The organism is Pantoea dispersa (assembly GCF_035783935.1).
Lineage (GTDB): Bacteria > Pseudomonadota > Gammaproteobacteria > Enterobacterales > Enterobacteriaceae > Pantoea > Pantoea dispersa_C.
The window spans coordinates 1-21,347 of record NZ_JALKOV010000018.1; the positions used below are offsets into that span (position 1 = coordinate 1).

The 21,347-nt window shown below is 55.5% G+C and carries 24 protein-coding genes and 1 pseudogene; 5 read left to right on the forward strand and 20 right to left on the reverse strand.

Annotated features, from left to right (window positions below; all coding sequences use genetic code 11):
* The coding region (locus MXF20_RS22515; RefSeq protein WP_325971557.1) for an Ig-like domain-containing protein at positions 1 to 1,703 on the forward strand (1,703 nt) is incomplete at its 5' end.
* Positions 1,704 to 1,935: 232 nt separating this feature from the next.
* Positions 1,936 to 3,044 (forward strand): IS3 family transposase gene (locus tag MXF20_RS22520; protein WP_418936872.1). Its coding sequence is split into 2 segments (ribosomal slippage): positions 1,936 to 2,182 and positions 2,182 to 3,044, totalling 1,110 coding nucleotides; the frame shifts between segments, so codons are not numbered across the junction.
* Positions 3,045 to 3,220: 176 nt separating this feature from the next.
* On the opposite strand, the gene MXF20_RS22525 is transcribed toward MXF20_RS22520, so the two are convergent.
* Positions 3,221 to 3,610, reverse strand: a complete 390-nt coding sequence (locus MXF20_RS22525; RefSeq protein WP_325971581.1) for an LLM class flavin-dependent oxidoreductase — start codon at positions 3,608 to 3,610, stop codon at positions 3,221 to 3,223.
* Positions 3,611 to 4,401: 791 nt separating this feature from the next.
* Between MXF20_RS22525 and MXF20_RS22530 the strand changes: the two genes are divergently transcribed.
* The gene (locus tag MXF20_RS22530) at positions 4,402 to 5,424 is read left to right on the forward strand and encodes a tyrosine-type recombinase/integrase (RefSeq protein WP_325971558.1); all 1,023 of its coding nucleotides are present in this window, start codon (positions 4,402 to 4,404) and stop codon (positions 5,422 to 5,424) included.
* 556 nt (positions 5,425 to 5,980) lie between these two features.
* A complete protein-coding gene (locus MXF20_RS22540; RefSeq protein ID WP_325971559.1) occupies positions 5,981 to 6,535 on the forward strand; it encodes a hypothetical protein in 555 nt (184 codons plus the stop codon).
* 1,002 nt (positions 6,536 to 7,537) lie between these two features.
* On the opposite strand, the gene MXF20_RS23475 is transcribed toward MXF20_RS22540, so the two are convergent.
* The 5 genes from MXF20_RS23475 to mobA form a co-directional block, all read right to left on the reverse strand.
* Positions 7,538 to 8,134, reverse strand: coding sequence for a hypothetical protein (locus MXF20_RS23475; RefSeq protein WP_418936871.1), 597 nt, complete (start codon positions 8,132 to 8,134; stop codon positions 7,538 to 7,540).
* 37 nt (positions 8,135 to 8,171) lie between these two features.
* On the reverse strand, positions 8,172 to 8,645 hold the full coding sequence (locus MXF20_RS22550) for a hypothetical protein (protein ID WP_325971560.1): 474 nt from the start codon (positions 8,643 to 8,645) through the stop codon (positions 8,172 to 8,174).
* Positions 8,642 to 8,827 carry a hypothetical protein gene (locus tag MXF20_RS22555; protein ID WP_325971561.1) on the reverse strand — a complete coding sequence of 62 codons (186 nt, stop codon included), beginning with the start codon at positions 8,825 to 8,827 and terminating at the stop codon, positions 8,642 to 8,644. The genes MXF20_RS22550 and MXF20_RS22555 overlap by 4 nt, the downstream gene beginning before the upstream one ends.
* 89 nt (positions 8,828 to 8,916) lie before the next feature.
* The gene (traI, locus tag MXF20_RS22560) at positions 8,917 to 10,878 is read right to left on the reverse strand and encodes a TraI/MobA(P) family conjugative relaxase (protein WP_325971562.1); all 1,962 of its coding nucleotides are present in this window, start codon (positions 10,876 to 10,878) and stop codon (positions 8,917 to 8,919) included.
* On the reverse strand, positions 10,878 to 11,219 hold the full coding sequence (gene mobA, locus MXF20_RS22565; protein WP_282997044.1) for a plasmid mobilization protein MobA: 342 nt from the start codon (positions 11,217 to 11,219) through the stop codon (positions 10,878 to 10,880). The genes traI and mobA overlap by 1 nt, the downstream gene beginning before the upstream one ends.
* Positions 11,220 to 11,410: 191 nt before the next feature.
* Between mobA and MXF20_RS22570 the strand changes: the two genes are divergently transcribed.
* Entirely contained in the window at positions 11,411 to 11,785 is a 375-nt protein-coding gene (locus tag MXF20_RS22570; protein ID WP_325971563.1) for a hypothetical protein, read from the forward strand.
* Positions 11,786 to 11,826: 41 nt separating this feature from the next.
* On the opposite strand, the gene MXF20_RS22575 is transcribed toward MXF20_RS22570, so the two are convergent.
* From MXF20_RS22575 to MXF20_RS23480, 14 genes and pseudogenes are all read right to left on the reverse strand, one after another.
* Positions 11,827 to 12,174: a DUF5983 family protein gene (locus tag MXF20_RS22575; protein ID WP_325971564.1), complete on the reverse strand. Its 348-nt coding sequence runs from the start codon at positions 12,172 to 12,174 to the stop codon at positions 11,827 to 11,829.
* A gap of 109 nt (positions 12,175 to 12,283) precedes the next feature.
* Positions 12,284 to 12,700, reverse strand: coding sequence for a hypothetical protein (locus MXF20_RS22580; protein WP_325971565.1), 417 nt, complete (start codon positions 12,698 to 12,700; stop codon positions 12,284 to 12,286).
* Positions 12,701 to 12,961: 261 nt separating this feature from the next.
* Positions 12,962 to 13,534: a hypothetical protein gene (locus MXF20_RS22585; RefSeq protein ID WP_325971566.1), complete on the reverse strand. Its 573-nt coding sequence runs from the start codon at positions 13,532 to 13,534 to the stop codon at positions 12,962 to 12,964.
* A complete protein-coding gene (locus MXF20_RS22590) occupies positions 13,531 to 13,680 on the reverse strand; it encodes a hypothetical protein (protein WP_021507952.1) in 150 nt (49 codons plus the stop codon). The genes MXF20_RS22585 and MXF20_RS22590 overlap by 4 nt, the downstream gene beginning before the upstream one ends.
* Before the next feature lie 379 nt (positions 13,681 to 14,059).
* Positions 14,060 to 14,308, reverse strand: a pseudogene (locus tag MXF20_RS22595) (DUF905 family protein); the annotation flags it as partial.
* 801 nt (positions 14,309 to 15,109) lie between these two features.
* Positions 15,110 to 15,424: a helix-turn-helix domain-containing protein gene (locus MXF20_RS22600; RefSeq protein ID WP_058759223.1), complete on the reverse strand. Its 315-nt coding sequence runs from the start codon at positions 15,422 to 15,424 to the stop codon at positions 15,110 to 15,112.
* Positions 15,417 to 15,761 (reverse strand): hypothetical protein, encoded by a 345-nt coding sequence (locus tag MXF20_RS22605; RefSeq protein WP_058759269.1) that lies wholly within the window; start codon positions 15,759 to 15,761, stop codon positions 15,417 to 15,419. The genes MXF20_RS22600 and MXF20_RS22605 overlap by 8 nt, the downstream gene beginning before the upstream one ends.
* A gap of 54 nt (positions 15,762 to 15,815) precedes the next feature.
* Positions 15,816 to 16,568, reverse strand: coding sequence for a plasmid SOS inhibition protein A (locus MXF20_RS22610; RefSeq protein WP_325971567.1), 753 nt, complete (start codon positions 16,566 to 16,568; stop codon positions 15,816 to 15,818).
* Positions 16,569 to 16,636: 68 nt separating this feature from the next.
* Positions 16,637 to 17,017 (reverse strand): conjugation system SOS inhibitor PsiB family protein, encoded by a 381-nt coding sequence (locus tag MXF20_RS22615; RefSeq protein ID WP_325971568.1) that lies wholly within the window; start codon positions 17,015 to 17,017, stop codon positions 16,637 to 16,639.
* Positions 17,018 to 17,108: 91 nt separating this feature from the next.
* Positions 17,109 to 18,791 carry a DUF4942 domain-containing protein gene (locus tag MXF20_RS22620; RefSeq protein WP_325971569.1) on the reverse strand — a complete coding sequence of 561 codons (1,683 nt, stop codon included), beginning with the start codon at positions 18,789 to 18,791 and terminating at the stop codon, positions 17,109 to 17,111.
* A gap of 757 nt (positions 18,792 to 19,548) precedes the next feature.
* On the reverse strand, positions 19,549 to 19,866 hold the full coding sequence (locus tag MXF20_RS22625) for a HigA family addiction module antitoxin (protein WP_058776659.1): 318 nt from the start codon (positions 19,864 to 19,866) through the stop codon (positions 19,549 to 19,551).
* Between the two features lie 177 nt (positions 19,867 to 20,043).
* Positions 20,044 to 20,409, reverse strand: coding sequence for a type II toxin-antitoxin system PemK/MazF family toxin (locus tag MXF20_RS22630; RefSeq protein WP_058759219.1), 366 nt, complete (start codon positions 20,407 to 20,409; stop codon positions 20,044 to 20,046).
* Complete coding sequence (locus MXF20_RS22635; protein ID WP_325971570.1) at positions 20,409 to 20,681, reverse strand: antitoxin; 273 nt, start codon at positions 20,679 to 20,681, stop codon at positions 20,409 to 20,411. The genes MXF20_RS22630 and MXF20_RS22635 overlap by 1 nt, the downstream gene beginning before the upstream one ends.
* Before the next feature lie 181 nt (positions 20,682 to 20,862).
* Complete coding sequence (locus MXF20_RS23480; protein WP_058776662.1) at positions 20,863 to 21,261, reverse strand: conjugation system SOS inhibitor PsiB family protein; 399 nt, start codon at positions 21,259 to 21,261, stop codon at positions 20,863 to 20,865.
* Positions 21,262 to 21,347 lie beyond the last annotated feature (86 nt).

Consider the following 21,347-nt stretch of genomic DNA (forward strand, 5'->3'; position numbering starts at 1 on the left):
ACGGCACCACCCTGATCGGCTCCACCGTGGTCGGCGCGGACGGCAGCTGGAGCATTCCGGCCGACCTGAGCGGCGACGGCGAGCACGCGCTGAGCGCCAGCTTCACCGATGCGGCGGGCAACGAGAGTGCCAAATCCACGCCGGTAGTCGTTGACCTGGACACCACTGCGCCAGACGCGCCAGCCATCGGCGGACTGAGTGACGGCAAAGGCACTAATCTGACGACAGGTGGACTGACCAATAATGGTAGCCTGACGCTGACCGGTAGCGGTGGCATCGCGGGTGATGTTGTTAAAATTTACGACGGTGCGAACGTGGTTGGCAGCGCAGTGGTGCATACCGACGGCACATGGAGTGTCTCAACCAGTATTATGGGGGACGGTGACCACAACTTAAGTGCAAGTTTTACTGATACCGCGGGCAATGAGAGTGTTAAATCGGCCGCAGTGGTTATCGTTCTTGATACCACGACGCCGAATGCACCTGTTATCAGTGAAGTTCATGACGGCAAATCGACGCCAACCGATCTGATGAGTAACGGCCTGACCAATAATGCTAATATTACCGTTGCAGGCAGCGGTGGAACAGCAGGCGAGCTTGTTAAGCTATATAACGGGGCCAATGGAAATCTTATTGGAAGTGCTGTGGTTGCAGCTGACGGAAGCTGGAGTGTTTCGGTACGATTCAGCAATGATGGTCAAAGAGATTTACAGGCAACCTTCACTGACGCAGCAGGTAATGAAAGTACTCATTCTATCGGGGTTCCAATTAACCTGGATACCACAGTGGCGAATCCAGCAGCACCCACCATTACAGACAGCAGTGGCAATGTGCTGGCGTACAACGCCGACACCAACGAACTTAAGCCATTGGTCAGTGGTACCGCCGAGCCTTATGCCAGCATCGTGTTGCGCATTGCGCTGAGCGCCAGCCAAGGCTGGGGTACTGGAAACCGAGTATATACAACCACCGCCGATGAGAATGGCAAGTGGTCGATTCAGGTCCCGGATAACCTGCCAGACGGCGATATGTTCTTTAGGGTCCGACAGACTGATCTTGCTGGAAACGTCAGTGACCTAGGTGTACAAGGCAGAATCCATATCCTGACGGGTTCGAACGCCTCGGCCAGCACAGCTGCTATTGCGCAGGTTGATGATAACGTAGCAGATTATGACCACAGCAGTCTGCTCAACATCGATGACGCCCAACATCATCTGAATGGTGATGCGCAGGATAGAGACGAGCCAACCGTTGTTCCGGGCGCTGAAGAAAGCGCAGCGTTACTCGTCACCGCTACAGCGGAAGGTGAGCAGGCAAAAACGGCGCAGGAAACTGCAGCAATCCCTAATGTGACAGAGGAGCAACCGATCAGTTTTGCTCACCTCGCGGAACTGCAGCATGAAACGAATACCGTTTCAGTGGCGGATAACGGAACTCATAACAACATCAACATCACCGTGGAGGACGTGCTGACCTGCGGTGAAGAAAATCTGTTTATTGAGGATGGCCACAAGCAGTTGATGGTGCAAGGTGACGAGCATGACAGCGTTAACCTGCAAGCCATTATCGGTGATAAAGGTGTTGAACAGTGGAATGTTCAGGGTGAAGTGACCATTGAAGGTACGGTTTACAATTTCTACCAAACTGAGAGCCATGATGTCGATGTGCTGATTCAGCAAGGCATGCAGGTTCACCAGCAATAACACCAAAGTGGCCGGTGATTAACGGCCACTTTGCTTAACAAAAGCCAGCGTTAGCTTTTCCGGAGGCTGGCTTTTTTATTGGCGAATCCCCATCAATTATAGGTAAGCGTGACAATCGCCTTGCGGTGTGCGTTATCTAGCCTGACCTGCTCCCCGTTGATTAATACACTGCGATGTTAGTAATGTCTTCATCAGTCACATGAGGACATCCCCATGAAGAAGCGATTTTCCGATTTCCGACGAACAGATCATCAGTATTCTCCGCGAGGCCGAAGCCGGGGTTCCAGCCCTGGAACTCTGCCGCAAGCATGCTATTTCTGACGCGACCTTTTACACCTGGCGCAAGAAGTTTGGCGGCATGGAAGTTCCCGAAGTGAAGCGGCTCAAGTCGCTTGAAGAGGAGAACGCCCGCCTCAAGAAGCTGCTCGCTGAAGCCATGCTGGATAAGGAGGCGCTTCAGGTGGCTCTTGGCCGAAAGTTCTGACGACAGATCAGAAGCGGGAAGCCGTGGAAGTCATGTGTGAAGCCGCAGGTCTGTCGCAACGTCGTGCCTGCAAGCTGGCAGGTCTGTCCCTGTCGACCTGCCGTTATTCGGCTCAGCGTCCGGCTGCTGACGCGCAGCTGTCTCTACGCATCACAGAGCTGGCACTTGAGCGCCGCCGCTTTGGTTACCGGCGCATCTGGCAGCTACTGCGTCGGGAGGGCCTTCTCGTCAACCACAAGCGGGTATACCGCATCTATCATCTCAACGGTCTGGGTGTAAAACGCAGGGGCCGCCGTAAGGGGCTGGCGACTGAGCGGCTTCCGCTTCTTCGCCCGGATGCACCGAACCTGACATGGTCGATGGATTTTGTCATGGATGCACTTGCCAGCGGCCGCCGGATTAAGTGCCTGACCTGTGTGGATGATTTCGGGAAGGAGTGTCTGACGATCACCACGGCATTCGGAATTACAGGCGTTCAGTTGACACGCATTCTGGACAGCATTGCGCTGTTTCGAGGTTATCCTGCAACGATCAGAACCGATCAGGGCCCGGAATTTACCTGCCGCGCGCTGGATCAATGGGCCTTTGAACATGGTGTTGAGTTGCGCTTAATCCAGCCGGGCAAGCCAACTCAGAACGGATTTATTGAGAGTTTCAACGGTCGCTTTCGGGATGAGTGCCTGAATGAGCACTGGTTCAGCGATATTCTACATGCCCGGGAAATAATTAATGACTGGCGGCAGGATTATAACGAGTGTCGAACACATTCATCGCTGAATTACCTGACACCGGCTGAATTTGCAGCGTGCTGGCGAAACGGGAAACATGAAGATAAACCAACTGACATTACTAACTGAAGGTTGTACCTAATCCTGGGGGCAGGTCAGAGTTACGGAAGCAGGGAGCGGGCAGGGTTGCGTTAAACCGGCCGTTCTTTTAACCCACTGTATTAGCACTCCAGATTTAAACCTTAGACGCTTTGCTATATCGGCAGGTAGGATTTCTCACCAAAACTTGGTAATAACCTAGTGAATTAACAATACTCCGCCTTAATAACAATGAAAATAAAGAGCTGCCGTTTGACCCAAATATCAATGGCTGGTTCATCCATTATCTCTTTACAACACCTTTCTTTCTCGCTTAACCGAAAAATCTCTGCCGACTGAAAAGTCATGGTTTTTTCCGCTAACAGTGGACGTAAAACCTGCAAAAACTCATCACTAAGGTCGTAGCGCAAGGTGCATGCTCTAGACACCCAGCGTGTCTTATCGCCGCTTACGACATTCAACAGTACGCGCCCCTTTGTGAACTGACATAATGTCACTGCCATTTTTGCCAGTGAGGTCAGTGATATTATCCCGGGCTGAATCGCAATAAGAAATATCATCCGTTCCGTGTAAGGGATAAGAGAAGTGCCAGGAATTCAGGGATCGTGAGTGCCCGTAGTAAGCAACGCATCGGTGAAGCTGAAATGATCAACTGCCCGGTCCACCTGCTGAAAATAGGCATAGTTCACCTGAAGGCAGCCCGAGGCGCTGCAGGGCTAAGGTCCGTAAGGTGCGTTGAGACACCAGTAAATTTCCATGTTGTTATCCCATAAGGTTAAAAACAGCGCTAGAGGATTAACAAATGGTTATATCAGGAAAAAATACGTGAAACAGTAATGGTTATATTAAAATCATAATCGACCTCGGTCATTTGCATCATTAACACACATCCAATAAAGTTGATGCTGGGTTTATTATATATTTAACGACTTATTTTATGATTAAGATTTACTGATAATAATTATTTATAGCCTTCAACCTAGGGTATAAAGAAAAAATATTTATTAATTTTATTCTTTAATTGGTTGTATTGTGATATTTGATATGCCTCATATGACTTATGAATAACGAGTAATTCCGTGGCTATAATTTCACTTAGCAATCACCCTAAACAAAATTTCTGAGGGGACTAAATCCTAGCTTCGCTTGAACCCAATAAACCCTGTCTTCTTAAAGGCCTCCTATCGACGTTACTGATCATAACTTCTTATAATAGGGTTTATATGAAGCTGGGATCCGCCTGAGGATCCGGGTATGATGGAGATCCTGCCTGCTTGGGCTCAATGCGAACAAAAATGCGGCAACGCTGCGTGAATTCTGCAGGGGTAAGCTCCTGCTTTTTTCTCAGAATTCACGTAGCGACGCCAGGCGGATAATTGGCGGAAACATGACACATACGGCACTCCTGCCGGGCCTCAACGGCCCGGAGGACGGCGACATCACCGGTCGGCTACGCGAGTTCGTCAGCGATCGGGAAGCCTTCTCGGACAACACGTGGCAGCAGCTGCTCAGCGTAATGCGCATTGCCGGCCGCTGGGCGTCACAGCACGGCCGGGCGCTGCTGCCGATGGCGCCGGCCGATCTGCGCGATTACCTGCTGTGGCTGCAGGCGTCCGGACGCGCCTCCTCCACCATCAGTACGCACGCCGCGCTCATTTCAATGTTACACCGTAACGCCGGACTGATACCGCCTAACGCATCGCCGCAGGTATTCCGGGCGGTGAAGAAGATCAACCGCACCGCCGTTATTGCCGGCGAGCGTGCCGGTCAGGCCATTCCCTTCCGCCTGCACAACCTGCTCTCGCTCGACGCGCGCTGGTCAGCCTCCGATCGTTTGCAGCAGCGGCGCGACCTGGCGTTTCTGCACGTGGCTTACGCCACCCTGCTGCGTATCAGCGAGCTGGGCCGCCTGCGGGTGCGTGACGTCTCGCGCGCAGCGGACGGCCGGGTTATCCTGGACGTGGCGTGGACCAAAACCATTGTGATGACCGGGGGGCTTATCAAGGCCCTGGGCGACCTCTCCTCGCAGCGCCTTACGGAATGGCTGACGCTTTCGGGGCTGGCCGGCGAACCTGACGCCTTCATCTTCGGTCCGGTTCACCGCTCGAACCGGGCAATCGCTGTGGCTGAAAAGCCCCTTTCCGCCCGGGCGCTGGAGGATATTTTTGCCCGCGCCTGGCAGGAAGCCGGCGAAGCCGGCAGTGTTCGGCCGAATAAAAACCGCTACCGCGCCTGGTCCGGTCACAGTGCGCGGGTCGGCGCCGCCATCGATATGGCCACGAAAAAATACAGTACCGCGCAGATCATGCAGGAAGGAACCTGGAAAAAGCCGGAAACGGTGATGCGCTATATCCGTCACGTTGACGCGCATGCAGGGGCAATGATCGATATGATGAAGCAGTTCGACTGATTCCCGGCAGCAGATGCCGTAAGTGACTATTGCTGAGTCTCAAAATGCAGACAAGGTACAAAGCCGCGCCGTAGAACGGAAAACCGCAACAGAGGAGCGTTTAACCCCTTATGCGTGAAAGCGTGCTCTCTGCATAAAAATGTGGCTGGTTATTAGCGGCTGCGCCGCTATTACATATAAACCTCTTCTTTTCCAAGGTAAGCCATCGCATCCCACACGTTTACTTGCAGCCAGTTAATCGAAGGTCCGGTCGTAGTGCTAAAGAAGGGTTATAAAAACAACGTCGTACCGATCTGACTGCCAAAGGCAACGATTTTCAGATCCAGCCCGCCTTCGTTTGAGATCTTCCGGCGCGTCAGGAAACCAGCAACACAGAAAACTAATCGCACACGAAGATTCACTGTAGGTTGTGACGTCAGTTGCTACGCAGTGGGTATTTTCTTAAGACAGCGGCATTAAATCATCAGAAAAGAGACCAAATCATGGATAAGTTTTTGCTTGCAAAGCATACTGTTTTTTTAAGATTTAAGCCAGAAAAATCTGAAAAGGACATTCTATGAAAAGTATTTTATTTACATCCCTTCTTGGCTTGCTTCTGGCAGGTTGTGTGCAAAGGGTTGATCCTCCTAGACCTCTTTATCAGGATGCTACTGGCGAAACAGCTAAATTGCGCGTCATTGGATTCACAGATTACACGACCATACATCAAATAAAGTCGTGTACAGAATCATCTAATCTGCATTATCTTCGCCCCGGAGAAAATGAAAAGAGTAATCTTCCACGCGTAATTGATAAAGGATTCAAAAAGGCTGTTCCAGCCCCTGCCAATGTACCTCTGGACTACCAGGAACGCTACATCCCAGCGCAGGGATGGCTTGATATTCGGTCAGCATTATTTGCCAGTGACGGTGGTATCTGTACGTTGCGTACAAGCTGGTTTAAGCCTGAAAAAGATGCTCTGTACGAAGTTCGTAACCGATTAAATCGAGAAGGTAATATGTGCTCAATGGAGTTTGTAAAAGTTGATCAGGTTACAGGTGGCACAGAAAGTGTCAAAACAGCTGGTAGGGTTGCCCAGTTTCTCCCCTGTGAGACCATAACTACCAAGTAACGTATTTCACTCAATATTTACAATGCCCGAGAATCGGGCATTGAGTTTTATTTTCATGACAGTTCTTCATATGCAGTGAGCTCTGTAAAGCCGCTTAGCGGCATGTTGGCGCCAGATGGTGTCATAATCATCATGAAGGCGAACGGGGCTGGTAGCACGGCGCAGGCACTCTCTGGCGTATATATCGCCCTAATCCCCCTTTCCTGACTGACGCCGTTTAAGCAGCGGCTATTCAGGCGCACTGAAGTTAGACGGTCGGAGACGAAAGAAAGAATCCGCAGCAACTCTCACAGCCACTCAAAATATGTAGTTACAACACTCATTTAACAGCCACTGCAGTTCCGGCCCTTCGGGCCGGGCGGCGGCGGCTGGTCAGTGGGGGCAACCCGGCTTCAGGTACGGCGCAGGTCTGGGTTGAGAGGGGCGTGAGGTTTCAGGCCTGCTCTGAGGGTGTTTTAGAAGGCTATTAATGTTTGTTGTAACTAATATCTGGATTTTCTCTCCAACTCATACTCGAAGCGTCTCTTCAGGATTGCGACCGTGTCTGGGAAGTGAATCTTTCCACAGGGCTGGTGGATGAATAGCTTATATATTTAAAAGTAAGTAATAACAGTCTTTTAAAAGAGAGATAAACGGGTTTTTAAACGGATCATCGCGGTTTGTAAAAGTCTCACCCGGTAGTTAAATGCCAGCGCGGTCAGTAGCTAATCAACTCACCCTCTCGTGGTTAATGTGGATAACTCAGAGTTGCACCGGCGTGCGATAGCGTTCAACGGAACGGGTGATTTTCTGTGCGCCCATCCGCAGCAAACATGGAGGGTCAGGAGCAATTTTGCAGAATATTTGTTCAGAAAGTTTTCAGCGGACGTGCGAAGGACTCCGGCGCGAACCGGATAGTTGAAAAGGATTAGGTGGGGAGTCAGGATGGTCATGTTAGCAGGATATCAGGAAGGATAAATCCAGCGTGTTACGATTGATGATGCAGTCGAATATCAGCGTACGTCAGGTTGTAACCAGTAGATCATCAGCCAGTCGCACATAATGGCCACGCGAAAGCTTCATGCGTTCCGTAACGCGGCGCTCTATCTCCGCTCGCACCGCATCGAGTCCGCCAAAGAAACGGCCGTTACGGATTTCTTTCTGAATCTGCAGGCGCACCAGCTGTTGAATATCTTTCCGGGTGCGCGGAGCATCCTTGCGGGCGCGATGACGCTTCATGCCGTGTTCACGGCGTGACTTCTGGTATTCGCGAAAACGTTCACGCACAAATGCCCAGGCGGCACTGATTAGTTCTTCGGCGCCGGCGCGCGGCAGTCCCCTCTTCTCGCGCTGTCGGTTTTCCCACTCGATGCGGCTGCGGCGGGCAGCGGTGATCCGGTCGCCGGACTGCACCACCGCCGTGCCGGTCTCTGTTTCGGCGGTAATGATTTCGCCGAGCGTGGTCTGCATCGCATTCAGCGCGGGCATCACCTGCGTCTGGATGGGGATGCTGCTCATCTCCTCGGTCGGATAAGCCATCGCTTCCGGCGCAAGCGCCGCAAGCACGCAGGCCGCAAGCAGGCGGCGCCCTGCGGGCCGCCGCGGTATAAATGTGTGCATGTCAGAACTCCTGAAGGGTCAGAGGTCGTAGCCCTGTTTATCGATAAGCTCGCTGGCAAGCTGACGGATGACGCTGTCGCCGCCCGCTTCGCCGGCGGTGCGGCGGCGGTGCGGCGGCGGTGCGGCGGCGGTGCTCGATGACTTTTTCGGCGCTGACGCCGTTCTGCGCAATGTTTCTGGCCAGTATCCAGGCGCTGACGTGAATGTTCTGGCAGGCATTAGCAAGCAGCACCTCCCGCGTGATGCCCATCGGGCGCAGTACGGGTATCCACTCGCGGAGCGAATCGGCCAGACCAAAACCGGCGCCGAGGTTCTCCGCACACTCGGTGAGGATCTGCGCCACGGCATCGCCGGGTTTCTTCCCGCGCCGGCTGTAGTTGTCGATAAGCTTCTGATAGGACTCTTTAGCGCCGCGGCCGTCCAGCAGGTACTGACGGAAGTCGTCATAGATTTCGATGCGGTCCTGCGCGCTGAAGGTCGCCTGATATATCGCGCGGGCAAGTCTGTTCACAGGTCTACCCCCGCTGTCAGCCGGGCGTCCCGGTCCAGGTTGACGATGCGGCGGTGCGCCCACACCGGATCCGTGACGCCGCTGTTAATCAGCCGCAGCAGGTTCTGGCACAGGGTCACGCCACCGCGATCAATCCAGTCAAGATAGGCCGCCATCTTGCCCTGCCCGCTGTAGAGCCGCATAAAGCGGTTAGCTGGTTGTACAGGGTTCCAGCCTGTGCAATCAGCGACTAAATACTTACGTTTGGCTTATGTCTCTCTATTTACTCTCCTCATGGTCGTGGTAAATCTCTGTTTACAGGGTGTACGTTTTCATCGTTCCTGAATTGAGGTTCGGCCTGCTTCATCTCCGGATGTACACCGCGGTTCCGAATGTTTTCTTCTGTAGCGTGCACGCTGGCCATCTGTTTCGAATCACTCACTTTAAAGATGCGATCGTCACGATTGTTGACATTGCGTATCACGCCGGAATAAAGCACACGGTTGACAGCTTTCGGATCCCCGCTAAGAACGGTATTGTCCCCGCTACGCCGTGCGGTCAGCTCAGCAGCAAGGTCGTTATTGAAACGATCTGAAATGCTGTCAGGCGCTGCATAGACCTCCACTCTGTCGCCGAAGTCATTAACCGCAGGTTTACCATCCCGCATATAGCTGACCGTACCATCACGCAGGATACGCGTTTCGTGTTCACTGGATTTAATTGCCGGTACGTTGTCTCCCGGGCCGAAGTGCACAATGGCGTTTGGCTCAGGCCATTCGTCCCGATGCTTACGGGCTGCACGCTTTTCTCGATAGGCCCAGCCGCGCATCTGGCTGAGTGCCGCCGCGTCGCCTTTAACTGCTTCGCGCTCAACCCAGGACTTCCAGCTGAGCGGCCGGTTCGCTCCCGAATCTTTCAGCACCTGACGCTCCTCGCGCAGCTGCAGGCGCAGTTCAGCCATCGCCTTCATCTTTTCAAACTCGGCAACGCGGTACATCAGCTTGCGCATCAGCGGATCCCTGACGGTGTCGCGCACGTGAGCCTTCGCAACCATGCAGTGAGACGCTATCTGACGGAATCGTTCAGCTGCGCGCAGGTCCGGCTTTTCCCAGCCATTGCGATACGCATCGTAACGGGCACGAAGAATGTCACGCGCAATAGCGCGAGCTTCGCGACGTTCACGCCGCGCTTCCTGGTCTCGTACGTGCAGCTGTGGCATATAAAATTTATCAATCAGGAGTATGCCTGACTCATGATCATCAGGTTCGGAGGTCGGTGGCGCCGGCTGGAAATCACCCCAGCGTTTCACCATCGCCGTATGACCGATAGCCGGGTGCACATCAGAGGCCTTAACACACACGCCGTCGGGATTAAGCAGATCGTAAACAGCCAGCCCTCCCTGTTGTTCCCGCAGCCCCAGTCCACGGGAGTAAAGTACGTTGTGTAGCAGCGGCCAGTTCAGGCAGTCCTGATCAGCAAAGTCCTGAAGCATATGACGGGTTTCGCGTACGGCATAGCCGTGCAGACTTTCCCTGTCGGAGAAGATTTCACGCTTCGCTGCGCCGCGTGGCGCGGCCGGCATGTCGCGACGGGTGCGGTGAAGTTCGCCGTACTCGTTCATCTGCCAGCTGCCGTTGTCCACTTTAAAGCCGAGTTCACGCTCAAGTATACGGCAGCACTTCTGCAGCTCGTCGGCATCGTTCCACATGTTCTGCGCGCGGAACGTCGCAGGGTGTACGCGGTTAGCAGAAACGTGGCAGTGGACGTTATCGGTATCGCGGTGAATAGCGGCAACATACTGATGGTCTTCCATACCCAGCTGCTTCAGGCTGTAGCGGACCGAACGGAAAACCGCGTCAGGGGACGGGTCTTCGTCGCTCTGCCATGAAAGAATGAAGTGATACACCGCATCCTTACAGTGCCGGTTCTGCGCTGCCGTCAGGTTCATTTCTGACGCCGCAGTGTCCAGAGAAAAGCAGTTGGTTTCACACAGCACTTCACCGGAGAGCACGCGCTGAATGCCCTCCGGTGAAATGCTGAGAATCTGTGAAGTCGGTGCGGCACGCTTACGTCCGACGTAATCGACCAGTTGGCCAAATCCGGGCGTGGCGACATATTCAGTGCCGGGGGTATGGGCTGCATCGTGAGTTACAGCTTCACCCGGTTTCTTTTTCTCGCGCGTGCTGACGTACTCAACCAGCTTTCTGAAGCTGGTCTTTTTATCGTGACGCTTGGGCGGGATGATCACGTTCATCAGTCTTTCATGTCCTCTGCCGGAACCGGCGTCATGTCCAGTGCGTTAATGGCAAGCTTGATGCTGGTAAGAACTTCTGAAAATTGCAGACTAAGCTCGGTGGTCATGTTCTGCTGCATCTGGTTAAACAGGTGTTTCTGCAGCCCGCCCAGTCGAAGCAGCTCATTCATCATGCGAATGTCTGTACGCACAGTAATCTTTCTGTTGAGTGCCGTACGGCGCAGGTATTCAGATGTAGTCAGGCCGGCGGCTGAGGCCTTCTTGTTGATAGCCTCAAACTCTGCTTCTGTGCAGCGGCATTTCACCAGCTTTTCTCTCTGACGTTTTTCGCTTTTCGACATAACTCAACCTTGGCACATTACCCGGGTCTCGGGGAGGAGCCCTGAGCAGGTCGTTTTGGGAATCACTGCCAGCGTGCTGGCGGTGGTCACAAAACATTTCCTGTCCCGTATTTAAATCAATTGCCAATATTTTTCCACTTAGCTGCTCAGAAGTAAACCGGCGTCATGTGGGGTGTGGGGGGTGGAAAAAAATGACGAAAACCAGCAGAATCATGGCTTTCCCGTTAAGAAGGACTGAAAGAATGGCAGCACGTAATGTTTACACACAGGAGCAACTGGATGAGGCGCGCAGGAAGCTGGAAAACCTGCCGGATTTGACGCCGCAGCGTATCACGCGCGAGGCGGCTCTGGAAAATCTGAAAGACACCATTCTGGTTCTGGCAAAGGAGAAAGGCTACACCGTGGCGGATATCAAGGCGGCGCTTGATGCCATGGAATTTCGCTTCAGTGAAAAAGCAATTTCCGGCGTAATCAATGAGGGTAACGGAAAGAAAAAGCGGCAGCCGCGAAAGGCTGAACCGGCTCAGGTGAAAAGCACGCCGCAGGACGAACAGCCAGCGTCATGATGGTATCCGGCAGGAGAATAATCACCTGCCGGATGGTTTTTCTACCAGTTATGAACGTTAAATCCTTCCAGTAATTCTGCATCTGCGTCGAAGTGAATCATCGCAACCTGGCATTTTTCGTTCAGAAAGGTGATAACCCGGCAGAAATCATCAGATAGCCCTTCCTCACTGAGTTGTGCTGCCGAATCCGTTCTGGCTGACACGCGGATAAGAAACCCGCTGGTCGTCGGATGGATCCAGTTATATCCGCCCTCTTCACCGCTGATATGGTGTGAAAGTGAATCCAGTTTGTCAGAATCCTGACGGGTCATGTGCGCATTGCTGATGATGGCGCAGCGGCAGATTTCAGGCTCTGACTCACGCTTGAATGTAGTTACTGATGGGGTCATTCTGTTAACCGCCTGAACGGCGGCCTCCTGTGTGGTAGCTGAGTGTTGTTCGTTTGCTCTCCGTGAACCGGTTTGCTTGCGCCAGTTCACGGTGCGGTAAGCAGTTCATTCAGGAACGCAGGATCGTATAGCCTGTGTCAAAGTCATACACCGCAAACGGATAGCGGTCGCGTAGGTAGATTTTACGGCCTTCAGGCTCATCGGTCGGTTCATCAATGACGGTGAGTGACATAAACTCGTTACCCTGAATCTCGCCGGTACCGCTGAACACGCCGTAGCAGTAGAGGTAGTCAGCAAGGTCGCAGAATTGCGACGTGGTAAGCGCCTTATCCTCACGTTCTGAGACGCCTTCAAGCCGACAAACCGCATCAGAAACGGCGCGCTCGGTGATGTTATAAATCTGCGCTTGCTCCTCGTCTGTTAGTTCTCGGGCGAGGCTGAAGGCAATGGAATCGCAAACCAGTCCGGCGAATCCTTCATGTGAGGTTGTCATTGCATCTGCAATGTCTCTGACGGTCATTTTCATTTCATTCACTCCCACTGCGTACATTCGTCGGATGCCGCCAGGTGGATGCGCCGGGCATTATCGTTATCCGCTTCTGCGGCTTCTGCCCGTACTGACAGGATCAGAAGGTCAGTCATGGTGAACGGTTCTTCAGAAGACAAAGCGGTCTCTGTGGTGCAGGTTTCGGAACGCATCGTTATATCCTCTGCGAAGGTTTAGCACACGGTCTGTTGCCGGGCCGGGCAACGTTATGAGGCCGGATATTCCCGGCCCCGTTGCGCGTCAGGCGCAGATTTTCCGGTTATAAATCACCTTAAAATCGGTGTATTCAGGACCGTCACGCAGCGGCTCAAGCCGCACCACGTTCTCCGCGACGCCGTTCATGGTCAGCACGCGCTCGATGCCCGTGTGCCAGTCTTCCGCCGCGTTCAGCGGGATCCAGAGGTTGCGATTGATCCCGCTCAGCAGCGGATCGGAGCAGACGTGCATGCCGCGACCGTGGCGGGTTTTTTCGCTGACCGTGACGATAAGTTCACCGCGTACCTGACGCGTGAACGATGCGCGGACTAACTGCGTCACCACGTCGTCCCAGCACCACTCCGCGTCATCCGGCACATGCAGTTCGATGCAGCAAAGCGACCTGCACCCCGCGCGCGCCATACCCTGTGCCAGCCCCGGCATGGAAGGTTCGCGGCTCGCCGCGTGTGCGCCGGTGATCCAGTTGCCGTGGTGAAAAAACGCTTCGTCGCCGTTGTCCAGGCGGATAAAGGCGTATTCGCCCAGCACGCGGAGAATGTCGATCTGCGTTACGGCTGGGGGCGTAACGGACAGGTTCAGGGGGGTTGCTGTGTTCATGCCTGTTTCTCCAGTGCTGCGTTGACGGTGGTGATGAACTGCTGCCACAGGGCAAACGGCATCGCGGGAACGTGGGCCATCTGGCCGGAGCGCAGGGCGTTTACAAAATGCATTGCGTGTGCGACGATTTGCGGGTCAAAAATCATATTACTCTCCTAAGTGTCTGGTCTTTGATAAGGCAGCCAGCCCCAACTGGCCGCCGTGGAATAAGCAGGGGCAACCCTGCTTTTTTTACGCCTGTACGTTGCCGCGCTGTTCAAGCTCACTGGTCAGCCACTGGCCCGCCTTAAACCAGGCCTTTTCCCCCGGAAGCCCGAAGTGCGCCAGCGCGATTTGCCCTGCCCGCTGCCAGGCCCCGAACACCGCCGCTGGCATCAGCACAGAGTTGTCCGGCACCGCTGCCACAGCCGTCCGGGCAGCATCGCGCAGAATGGCCGCCATTGACTCCTGACGCTCTGCAAGGGTCATGGTGATGGTGTTCAGCGCGGTCAGCGCTGAAAGGTACGCATCCAGCGACACCTGATGCACGCCCCGGCTGTTGATGTAACGACGCAGCGAGTAGCCCGCATCGTGTTCAAAATTAAACGCGCGCCAGATGAGCCCGCCCGCCGGCTCCCGGACAACCAGGCGAAAATGACTGCCCTGATCGTCTTCAATAAAAACGTTGCTGAAAGCGGCCGTTACGGATACCGCCTGCGCGCGCGTAAACGGTCCGTCGCCCAGCGCGGCCACGCTGTGCAGTTCAGGTAGGGTGCTGCCCGGGATTGAGGTCATGTTGTGCTCCTGTCAGAAATGAGTGATCCGGCTGACCGCCGCGCGGTGCACGAAAAGCCCTTCTCTGACGCGGGTTTCTTCTTTCCGGTCTGGCCTTTCGCGGCAGGGGCAAAGGAGCAACGACGAAGTGAAGGCATAAAGGGGCGACGACAAAAAGTTTTTGACGCCCCGGCAAAAAGTTTTTGGCGGCGTGCATTTCACCCCTTTCTGCCTGAACCGGCGGTGCTACGACCAGCCCTCCGCGCAAGGGCTGGCCGGAATGCAGGGAAGCGTCAGAAGGGAAGTTTCAGGCCGCCCCGCGGACTGACCTTAAAGTCCTGGCGACAGGCCGGGACGGTGAACGCGACGGCGCAGCCGTCTGCAGCCGTCGACCTTTGCCATCAGACCCTAGCCGTCAGGCCCGGAACGCGGCCCTTTGCGGTCCGGCGGAGCTTACCGGCTTTGCCGGTTAGCGGAGTAGGGCTCGACGACCCGGCTTGCCGGGGAGCCGAAGGGGGCCATGGCCCTTGTCGTGTAGGTGTGTAGTATTTCTGGAGGGAAATGGCTGAGGCACAGCAGCAGGAGCAGGAGCAAACAGAGCAGGACAGAACGATGCCTGTCTCAAATAAGGAAGCGCACGCGAAGGAAGAAAGCCGGTGCGTCAGCACCGGGTTTTTACCGGCTTAGCCGTAGAGTTTATCCCTGCGCGCGCGTTCTTATGCGGTACAGTAAAAAACTCATCATCGTTTCCTCTCGCGCCGCGCGGTCAGGCAGCGCTGATATCATGTTATGCCGATGCCGGGAATATCGTATGGATCTGCGTTACAGCTGCGCGAGCGTCCGCAGCGTGTCCGGGTTCTGCTGAACCATGCGGATCAGCAGGACGGCCTGAGCGTTAGGCTTGGCTCTGCCCTGCTCCCAGTTCTGATAGGTGGTCTCGCCGGTGTGCAGATAGTGTGCGAAAACCGCCTGTGACAGGTTAAGTTTTTCGCGCACGTCGCGCAGCTCCTGCGGCTCAATGGTGACGGGCACGCGCTTGCTGACCTTGTAAGTCTTGAGCGTGATTTTACCGTCCTGGTGATCTTTCAACTCCTGCATGCCCGTCATCAGCTCACTGAAAATGTCGCGTTCAGTCATGTCTCAGCCCCTTTTTAATTACGTTCAGCGCCTCCGCCAAGGCGTCGCGCTGCTGTTTGGTCAGATCGTCACGTTGATCTTTATCGTAGATGGTAAACAGGATGAACTGGCCCTTTTCATTGGTCCAGTAATAGATCACCCTTATTCCACCCCGGGTGCCCTTATTCCGGCGCTCATCCCGAAACCGGACTTTACGCAGACCGCCCGTATCCGGGATAACATCTCCCTTTTCGGGGTCGGCCAGCAACATATTCTGAAACAGCCTGAATTGATCGTCATTCAGGTAATCTGCCCTGTATTTCTGAAAGCTGGAAAGCTCAATAAACGTCGCTTGCATGGCCTTTTCCCTGTCCCCAACTAAAGGATAGTCTATCCCCATCTTGGGGATGCATCAACAACTGCAGCCATTAATTTTTCTGTCAGGCAGGACAGCCAGCTTGTTCGGAACCAGCCACAGATTCATCTCACGCTGACCGGCGTTCATATGCCGGGCGCGGCGGTAAATTTCTCCGGCTACATCGCAGGCCGCATCCGGGGCATACGGCAGCAGGGTTTCAAGCCCGGTCAGCGACGGAAACCGGCGCGACCAGGTCGCGATCATGTTCCTGAGGTCATATTCCGGAACGCAGTCGCACCAGGCCTTAAACCATTCGCGTAGCGTCTCCGGCGTGCTGAACGCCAGCTCTGTTTCTGCCTGCCGGATTAGGTTTTCCAGCTGGCGTGCACGGTAATCCTCCGCCTGCCTTTCGCGCCGCTGCGCGTGGCCTGCCCGCTTCTGCGCCGCATGCGCGGCGCGCTCAGATCGCCTGAATACAGCTTCCGGAAACAGGGTTGCGGCAAGCTCTCCCGGCAGCGGCAGCGGACAGACTTCGCCCGCCGTGCTGAGAAAGATATCCAGGGCGCTTTCCCATTCCGGCAGCGGCGCGCGTTTTACGCGCGGGCGCAGATAAATACCCCGTATGCGGTTCAGAGCCTGGACGCTGATGCGGCTTCCTCCGCTCAGCTGCTTCATAAACGCCGCCGCGTAAGGGTGGCGCGCCAGCCGGGCTCCCCGCTGCTGTGCCCGCTCCACGGCTGCAATCGCCTGCAGCGCGGCCTGCCGTTCCGGCAGCAGAGGCACCAGTGCCTGTGAAGTCGGGATCATGCGGCGTGCCCTCCCATCCGCATCGCGGCGAGAAGCTCACCGGCGCCGGTGAAGCCCGCCCGCGTGTACTAAGCGATTTTTGCAAGTATCACCTGCAGCGCCGATGGTTCGAGCCGATCGCTGACATACAGGCGCAGGCGGCAGCGGGTGCGGGTGTCTGCGACGACTGCACACCATACCGGCGAGCAGCCTGACGGGCTGACCAGCTCGACGGCCAGCCCGGCGACATCCGCGCGGGTCAGCCGCAGGTGTACCGGATACACCCCGCCCCACTCGCCCCGCATTTCACAGTCCATGCGCCAGCTGTCAGGCAACTGCAGCGCGCTATGCACCAGGCCGCACATACGCAGCCGTGCGGCTTCGCCTTGCCCGCTAAGTTCTTCCAGGTCGCAGCCTGAGAAGGCCTGCAGCGTGCTGAGTGTAAATTTTTCTTCTCGGTTCATATTCATAGTAATCAGCTCTGTGTCGGGTCACGGATCCGGCCCGTTTATCGGGCCGGTGCGATATCCGGCAGGGTCACCCCTGCCAGCCGTGCCGGGTTTACTCCGGCTTGTACGCCATCAGGCGCACTACACGCACCCCGGTTCCCGCAAACATGCCCTCCATCGGTTCGGACCAGCTGCAGTCCCATCCCGGCAGCAGGTTTTTGCGGTCGCTGCCTGCGGGCAGAATGGCTGCCAGACGTCCGCCGGCCTTCACCAGCGCCGCCGCCGCGTTCAGGTGCGCCACGGCGCGGCCTTCGCTGAAAGGCGGATTCATCACCACCACGTCAAAGCGCTGCGGCGTCATTTGCGCCCACGCCAGAAAATCAGCTTCGATCACGTTGTGGCCTTTGGCCTCCAGCACGCGGCAGTGCAGCGGCGAAACCTCGACGCACGTCGTTTGCGCCTTCGGCATCAGGTCGGCTAAGCCGCCCATGCCCGCGCTCGGCTCCAGGCAGGTTTCCCCCTCCCGGATGTCCGCCTCGTCAAGAAGCTGCGCGGCGAGCTTGCCCGTGGTCGGGTAAAACTGATGTGTTTTCTGCTCAGGCAGCGCGCCGGTAAGCTGAATATCTTCAAGCGCCGTGGTCGGGTCGTAATCGAATTCAAACCAGGTAAAAGCGTTAATATTCATTTTCACGCCGCCCAGGCTCATGAGCACTTTTTCCGCTTCCGCGCGTGCGGCCTTATCTTCATCCGAATAACCCTTGATGCGGCGGTTAAAGGGATTTGTAGTGACCGGCGGGCGCGGTTCTTCCCAGCGGTTGCGCTTTAAAGGTTCGGTGCGTTCTGTCTCCAGATCACCGAGTACGCTCAGGACAGAAAAAGGCAGCAGATTCGAATGCAGATCAAAACTTTTTACCTTTGTGCGCGGCTTCTGACGGTGCTCCGCAGGGATAGCCGCCGGATGCAGGAAAGCCAGAATGTCATTAAGACGCCAGGCCATGTCCGGATGGATCTCCAGATGGATAGTGCCTTTCATAAAGGCTTTGATGCGCAGTGCGCCGCCGTCGACAGCAACCCACTCACCCGAACGGGCGCGCGCGATGTTCAGAATTTTATTGGTCGTGTTCAGGCCGGTCGCATCGCGGCCCATGAACTTCGCAATCACTTTGCGCAGGTCATCTACATAGCCGGTGCGGTCGTAGTTGCACATGCCCCACTGATCGAACATGCATTCGATAATCATGCGTTTGCTGAAGCCTTCCGGGCGGTTGGTCACGTGGCTGCGTGAAAGGCTGCGAAAAATACCGTCCACGCGCTCGGAGAAAAATTTCTGACGAGAGAAAAGCAGCTCGGAAAGCGTCGCACGCACCGCATTTTCTTCAAAATCTGGCGCTTTCATCTCACGGATCTGCTCGTTCCACTCGTTGCGGCGCTCGTTGGGCATGTACTCGTAAACGTCGGTCAGGCTCAGCGCCTTCTGCCAGAAGTCAGCATTCAGCGACGCAACCGCTCCGGGCAGGTCGAACAGCTTTCCTACCGGGGGCACGTGATAACCCCGTTCCCGGTGCAGGTTGCCGCTCAGAAAATATGCGACAGCTTCGCTGTTCACACCGCTGCGAATAGTGGCAGAAGTATCCGCTAACTTCGTGCGCATAAGGCGGTAACTGCCCAGCAGCCCGTCAATCAGATCGGTATCTGCAGGCGCAAAAAATGTATCCATGATGACATCGCCGGCGGCGGTGATCGGTGCGCGATCGGTGGTCGCATCAGGGGTGACGTTTACGAGGGTGTTTTGCATGGCATAGCTCCTTAAATCCGGTTGAGTAGTGCAGCGCGTGCTGCGGAACCGACAAAGGCCTTCTCTGACGCGGGTTTTCTCTTTCCGGTCTGGCCTTTCGCGGCAGGGGCAAAGGAGCAACGACGAAGTGAAGGCATAAAGGGGCGACGACAAAAAGTTTTTGACGCCCCTGGCAAAAAGTTTTTGGCGGCGTGCATTTCACCCCTTTCTGCCTGAGCCGGCGGTGCTACGACCAGCCCTCCGCGCAAGGGCTGGCCGGAATGCAGGGAAGCGTCAGTAGGGAAGTTTCAGGCCGCCCCGCGGACTGACCTCAGAGTCCCGGCGACTGGCCGGGACGGTGAACGCGACGGCGCAGCCGTCTGCAGCCGTTGACCCTGGACATCAGCCCGAAACCGCTCGCGGCCGAAACCCGCAGGGGTTCGGTGGCGCTTGGCGGCTTTGCCGCTTAGCGACATAGGGCTCTACGACCCGGCTTGCCGGGGAGCCGAAGGGGGCCCCTGCTGTTGCTGTTCCTGTTGCTGTTGCTGTTGCTGTTAATGCGCCTTACCGGCGGCAGGCTGAAACATCTGAACAGAGAACTGACGACTCCGAATCCATTAAACGCGTGAAGGGCATCAGCGGCCAGGCGGTGATGGCCGGTGCGCCAGCACCGGCTTTTCCCGGCCCGCAGGGTGTCGGTGTTGCTGTTCAGATGCTGGCAGAAAATCCAAAAAAAACCGCGCCAGGTGGCGCGGTCTGCGGGCATCAGTTGCCGGGACTATTTGCCCGGCCGTTCCTCTGTAGGAGCAGCCAGCACGCCCGGGTGCAGGTGTACGCCTGAAACGTCCGTATTAGCACGTGCCTTGTGCAGATCGCAGGCTATCTGCATGGATAACCAGAGACGCGCCGCAATACCCAGCCCCGCCTCCAGCCGCACCGCCATTTCCGGACTGACAGAAGCCTTACCGCTGGCGACCTTGCTCAACGACGAAGCGGACACGCCCAGCTCTTTCGCCATTACGCGCAGGCCAATATTATTGTCTTCAATGTACTCGGTGATCAGGCCGCCAGGATGCGGAGGATTGAGCATGCCCATCAGTGATAATCCTCCAGGTTGAGAATATAAGTATCACCGTCCTTGAATTAGAAGGTGATGTACCAGTTAGCCCTGACCGTGATGAAAAAATATTTTTCCTGTCGCCCTTCAGGACATATATCCAGAATCAATAATCTTATTCTTCAACAGCAGGCTACGTTTTAAGCTCTACATTGATTAACGCGGATCGATAAGATCAACCACCAGCGACAATATTTCATCCATAACATGTGGCTCAACCGTAGCGGCATAACTTGCTCTGCGCGCAGTCAGGTCAAGCGAGCGCAGCTGATAGCACAGCGCTACGCCGGTCACTTTACCGGTGTCCGTGCTGTTGCCATCCAGATATACGGTCACACCCTGCGAGCGTGACGCGCCGCCGCCGCTTGTTACAGGCACGCAAACCGCTGTTCCCAGTGCCGCCACCAGCTCTCGCTGTGAGATTACCAGGTAGTAGTGCGGTCCCTTAAATTCACGGCCTTCCACCGGATCGCCGTTTACGTACCAGATTTCGCCCTTCTGCGGCACCCTCCTTGAAACCATCAGATATGCTCCCTGCCCTGCGGCGCGTCACTCAGGCAGTCAGATGTTTCTTCGTTATAGCCATGAATTTCCTGCTGATCAATACCGGCCAGCAGCTGTGCCAGTGTGCGTCGACCACGCGGTACGCGCGCTACCGGCACAATATTTACGGTCTCGCCCTCAGCGGTCACGTCCAGCTCGATGCCGACAGTCCAGCCCGCTCGTGCTGCAATGTCGCTCGGGATGGTCAGCACGACGGCCCCGCCCTGCTGACGAAGTCTTGTTGATGCCATATGCCCTCCGGTGTGTGACTTAGTAACACATAGACTACCATAGAGTGACACTAAGTCACACTATATTGTTCATTTTATCAACGCGTAATTTCCACGGAACATTCATAGCTGACGGTCTGCTGTATACAATCTCCCGGTTTAGGAAGCGATGCATGCGATGTTTCTCTAATGCTATGTCAGTTCATATTCCCATAGAGAGTTTGGCTACACCTGCAGGAGTAGCACCAGTGCCAGTGAGGTCCGGATCATACCGTGTGCTCCCCATCCGAATCGCGGCGACAAGCTCACCGGCGCCGGTGAAGCCCGCCCGCGTGTAATCTGCGATTTTTGCAAGTATCACCTGCAGCGCCGCTGCTTCGAGCCGATCGCTGACGTACAGGCGCAGGCGGCAACGGGTACGGGTGTCTGCGACGATTGCACGCCATACCGGCGAACAGCCTGACGGGCTGACCAGCACGACGGCATCCGCACGGGTCAGCCGCAAGTGTACCGGATACACACCGCCCCACTCGCCCCGCATTTCACAGTCCATGCGCCAGCTGTCAGGCAACTGCAGCGCGTTAAGTAAAGCTGCGCTCACGGTATGCTTAAAAATCGCAGCCGGTTAACGCCTGCAGGGTACTGGGTGTAAATTTTTCTTCTCAGATCATAGTATTCAGCTCTGTC

Bases quoted from the DNA above. Each gene is read 5' to 3' on its own strand.
- MXF20_RS22590 (WP_021507952.1), bottom strand. From the start codon at position 13,680: ATGATTTTTGACCCGCAAATCGTCGCACACGCAATGCATTTTGTAAAC.
- MXF20_RS22625 (WP_058776659.1), bottom strand. From the start codon at position 19,866: ATGGGCATGCTCAATCCTCCGCATCCTGGCGGCCTGATCACCGAGTAC.
- MXF20_RS22585 (WP_325971566.1), bottom strand. From the start codon at position 13,534: ATGAACACAGCAACCCCCCTGAACCTGTCCGTTACGCCCCCAGCCGTA.
- MXF20_RS22610 (WP_325971567.1), bottom strand. From the start codon at position 16,568: ATGATCCCGACTTCACAGGCACTGGTGCCTCTGCTGCCGGAACGGCAG.
- MXF20_RS22605 (WP_058759269.1), bottom strand. From the start codon at position 15,761: ATGCAAGCGACGTTTATTGAGCTTTCCAGCTTTCAGAAATACAGGGCA.
- traI (WP_325971562.1), bottom strand. From the start codon at position 10,878: ATGAACGTGATCATCCCGCCCAAGCGTCACGATAAAAAGACCAGCTTC.
- MXF20_RS22600 (WP_058759223.1), bottom strand. From the start codon at position 15,424: ATGACTGAACGCGACATTTTCAGTGAGCTGATGACGGGCATGCAGGAG.
- MXF20_RS22570 (WP_325971563.1), top strand. From the start codon at position 11,411: ATGACGAAAACCAGCAGAATCATGGCTTTCCCGTTAAGAAGGACTGAA.
- MXF20_RS22555 (WP_325971561.1), bottom strand. From the start codon at position 8,827: ATGCGGCTCTACAGCGGGCAGGGCAAGATGGCGGCCTATCTTGACTGG.
- MXF20_RS22575 (WP_325971564.1), bottom strand. From the start codon at position 12,174: ATGACCCCATCAGTAACTACATTCAAGCGTGAGTCAGAGCCTGAAATC.
- mobA (WP_282997044.1), bottom strand. From the start codon at position 11,219: ATGTCGAAAAGCGAAAAACGTCAGAGAGAAAAGCTGGTGAAATGCCGC.
- MXF20_RS22540 (WP_325971559.1), top strand. From the start codon at position 5,981: ATGAAAAGTATTTTATTTACATCCCTTCTTGGCTTGCTTCTGGCAGGT.
- MXF20_RS22630 (WP_058759219.1), bottom strand. From the start codon at position 20,409: ATGGTTTCAAGGAGGGTGCCGCAGAAGGGCGAAATCTGGTACGTAAAC.
- MXF20_RS22620 (WP_325971569.1), bottom strand. From the start codon at position 18,791: ATGCAAAACACCCTCGTAAACGTCACCCCTGATGCGACCACCGATCGC.
- MXF20_RS22580 (WP_325971565.1), bottom strand. From the start codon at position 12,700: ATGAAAATGACCGTCAGAGACATTGCAGATGCAATGACAACCTCACAT.
- MXF20_RS22530 (WP_325971558.1), top strand. From the start codon at position 4,402: ATGACACATACGGCACTCCTGCCGGGCCTCAACGGCCCGGAGGACGGC.
- MXF20_RS22635 (WP_325971570.1), bottom strand. From the start codon at position 20,681: ATGGCATCAACAAGACTTCGTCAGCAGGGCGGGGCCGTCGTGCTGACC.
- MXF20_RS23475 (WP_418936871.1), bottom strand. From the start codon at position 8,134: ATGCACACATTTATACCGCGGCGGCCCGCAGGGCGCCGCCTGCTTGCG.
- MXF20_RS22615 (WP_325971568.1), bottom strand. From the start codon at position 17,017: ATGAATATGAACCGAGAAGAAAAATTTACACTCAGCACGCTGCAGGCC.